Origin of the sequence: Roseateles sp., assembly GCF_036486225.1 — a bacterium.
Lineage (GTDB): Bacteria > Pseudomonadota > Gammaproteobacteria > Burkholderiales > Burkholderiaceae_C > Roseateles.
In genome coordinates, this window is the sequence record NZ_DASVNZ010000243.1 from 1 (window position 1) to 3,364 (window position 3,364).

3 protein-coding genes are annotated in these 3,364 nt (G+C 70.8%); 2 read left to right on the forward strand and 1 reads right to left on the reverse strand.

What is annotated here, in order from left to right; all coding sequences use genetic code 11:
- Window positions 1-88 precede the first annotated feature (88 nt).
- Both VF536_RS16285 and VF536_RS16290 read left to right on the forward strand, forming a co-directional pair.
- Window positions 89-823 (forward strand): response regulator transcription factor, encoded by a 735-nt coding sequence (locus tag VF536_RS16285; protein WP_331615911.1) that lies wholly within the window; start codon window positions 89-91, stop codon window positions 821-823.
- Window positions 824-1,024: 201 nt separating this feature from the next.
- Window positions 1,025-1,585, forward strand: coding sequence for an HNH endonuclease (locus VF536_RS16290; protein ID WP_331615912.1), 561 nt, complete (start codon window positions 1,025-1,027; stop codon window positions 1,583-1,585).
- Window positions 1,586-1,636: 51 nt separating this feature from the next.
- Here the strand turns inward: VF536_RS16290 and VF536_RS16295 are convergent.
- The coding region (locus VF536_RS16295; RefSeq protein WP_331615913.1) for a xanthine dehydrogenase family protein molybdopterin-binding subunit at window positions 1,637-3,364 on the reverse strand (1,728 nt) is incomplete at its 5' end.

A 3,364-nucleotide genomic window follows, 5' to 3' on the forward strand; every position in this document is an offset into this window, starting at 1 on the left:
GGCGACCTCGATCCGCTGGACGAATGAACACGAACGGACCGTGTGACGAGGGAGACACGACATCACGATGCAAGCGACTGCGATTCCCATGACCATCGTCCTCGTCGAGGACTCGCTGACCATCCGCCGCCAGCTGCTGCAGCGGCTGGACACGGTGCCCGGGCTGCGCGTGGTCGGCGAGGCCGCCGACGAGGGCACCGCGCTCACGCTGATCGGCCACCTGCGGCCGGACGCCGTGCTGCTGGACCTGTCGCTCGCGCAAGGCGGCTCCGGGCTGGCGGTGCTCAAGGCGCTGCGCAAGCAGGGCTATGCGGGGCAGGTGCACGTGCTGTCGCACCAGACCGACGCGTATCGCGCGGCGGTGCTGGCCGCCGGTGCGAACGGCTTCTTCGACAAGGCCGAGGAGCTCGACGTGATGCTGCGCCACCTCACCGGCCAGCCGGAGGTGCCCGCGCCGGAGCCGCTCTCCCCGGCGGCGATGAGGGAGCGGCTGGACCAGACGGTGAAGCTCGCGATGCGTGACGGCTCGGAGGTCGTCGTGCACGTGATCGCGGGGCCGGCCGCCTCGCTGCCGCCGCTGGCGGCGCAATTGATCGTCGGACTCGACCACGGCGACCTGGTCGGCTGGAGCGGCGCGCCGGGTGATGCGCAGCTTTGCGTCGTGCAGATCGACAGCGACGACACGCCCACGCTGCGCGAGCGGCTGGACGTCCTGGCGCCGGACGCGCGCCTGGGCCAGGCGCGGCTGCCGGACGACGCGCTCTCCGCGGGCGGACTGGTGGCGGTCGCGGAACTGCGCGCGCTGGGGAAATTGCCGTCCTGACGGCGTGACAGGCGCGCGACCGGGGTGCATGACTCGAACGGGTCAGCGCATCCTGGTCATTCCCCGACTTGAACCTCGGGCATCGGGCGCCTAAGTTCGGCGAACAGCTGAAATATCGTCTCGGCGGCACCACCGTGCCCGTCCGGCACTTGAGTTGCCCCCTCCGACTGGATTACTCTCTGTCGCAGGAGGTCAACGACCGTGGACGTTCTCCAGCTGGACATCTCGGGCCGACCGCAGGCCTGGATCTCGTCGAAGGAAGCAGCGGTGCTGTACGCCAGCGACGCCATCGCGTGGACGCTGGGCGAGCCCTTCCACGTCCTGCGCGGCGGATACCAGCGGCTGACGGGGTTGCAATCGCGCATCGAACTGCATCCGATCGTGGCGGTCCGCGGCGCGGTGCCCAGCCGCGCGTGGCGCCAGGCGCCGGCGTTGTCCAACTTCAAGCTCTTCGCACGGGACCGTCATGTCTGCGCGTACTGCGGGCACGTGCTGCATTCGGACCTGCTGACGCGGGAGCACATCCAGCCGGTGTCGCGCAACGGCCGGGACACGTGGATGAACTGCATCACCGCCTGCCGCGCCTGCAACGGCCGCAAGGGCAACCGCACGCCGGAAGAGGCGCACATGGCGCTGCTCTACCTGCCCTACGTGCCCAGCCTGCATGAGGACATGATCCTGCGCGGCCGCCGCATCGTGGCCGACCAGATGGAGTTCCTGCTGGCGAGCGTGCCCAAGTCGTCGCGGCTCTATCCGACGTAGGACGCCACGGAGGACACCGCGCATCGTTTCCCGACGATGCGCGGCCGGCCGCTAGGCTTCGTAGAGATCCTCGACGCGGATCGGCAGATGCCGCACGCGACGGCCCGTCGCATGGAACACCGCGTTGGCCACCGCCGCGGCGACGCCCACCATCACGACCTCGCCCAGGCCCTTCACGCCCTGCGCGTTGAGCTTGGGATCCGGTTCGTCGACGAAGTCGACGTCGATGCGACCGATGTCCGCCGCCACAGGGATCACGTACTCCGCCAAGTCCGCGTTGAGGAAACCGCCGTGACGCGGGTCCACCTCGCTGATCTCGCGCAGCGACGCGCCGATGCCCCAGACCACGCCGCCCTCGACCTGGCTGCGCGCGGTGCGCCGGCTGACGACGCGGCCGCAGTCGATGACGCTCGCGCAACGGGCCACGCGGATGCGGCGCGTGGTCGGCTCGACGTGGACCTCGATGAAATGGGCCGCGTGACTGAAGGCGACGAAGTCCGGATACACCGGCCCCGCCGCCGCCGGCAGCCCGCCGTCCAGGCGGCCGAAGACCTGTTCCGGCTGGCCCGGCGCACGGGTCTGGCTGCGAGCCTCGGCGAAGCCCTCGCCGCTGGCCTTCAGCAGATCGAGCAGACTGCCGCCACGAGGACCTGCCTTCGCATCGACCTTCGCGCGCAGATCGTCCATCAGCCGCCGGCAGGCTTCCTCGACGGCCGGTAACACCGTCGCCGTGCCCCAGGACCCCGCCGTGACGTGCTGCGGCGCGACCTGCGTGTCGCCGATGCGGATCTCGATGGCGCCGACCGGCGCGCCGGTGAGGCGGGCCACGCTCGTGGCGATGGCGGTGCGCATGCCCTGCCCCATCTCATGTCCGCCCACCGACACCTGCAAGCGGCCGGAAGCGTCGAGCCGCACATGCGCCCGCGCGGGCGCGGAGGCCGCCTTGTAGGCGCCGATCGCGACGCCCAGGCCCACCAGCGTGCCGTCGGGCAAGGTCATCGATCGTGGCGCGGCGTTGCGGCGTTTCCAGCCGATCAGATCGGCGCCGCGGCGCAGGCACGCGGCCACGTGGCGCGACGAATAGGGCTTGCCGGTCAGCGGATCGACCGTGCCGTCGTTCAGCAATCGCAGCGCGACCGGATCGATTCCCGTGGCGGTCGCCAGTTCGTCCATGGCGAGCTCGAAAGCAAACACCGAGGGATGCTCGTGCGGGCCTCGCATGAAGCCCGGCGTCTGGATGTCGGTGCGGATCAGCCGGTCCGCGCTGCGGAAGTGGCGGATGTCGTAGAGCCGCGCCGTGGTGTCGCTGCCGGTCGACGGGAAGAAGTCGTGCCGCGAGGTCTGCTGGTCGGTCTCGTGGATCGCCGCGAGCACGCGACCCTCGCGATCGGCGCCCAGGCGCACGCGCTGCACGCTGCGGGGCCGGAACGAGGTGTTGTGGAAGACCAGCGCGCGCGGAACGACCAGCTTCACGGGCCGGCCCAGGCGGCGCGCGGCGATGGCGACGAGCACCGTCTGCGACTGCAGCGAGTTCTTCTGCCCGAAGCCGCCGCCCACCGTCGGCGACATCACGCGCACGGAGGCCGGCGGCAGGCCGAGCTGGCGCGCCAGGCCGTGGCGCAGGGACTCGGCGTTCTGCGTGGGTTCGTGGATGACGAGATGGTCGCCCTCCCAGAGCGCCAGCGTCGCGATCAGCTCCATCGGGTTCTGATGCTGCGCCGGCAGTTGCGCGGTCACATCGATCCGCACCGGCGCCTGGGCGAAGACAGCATCGGCATC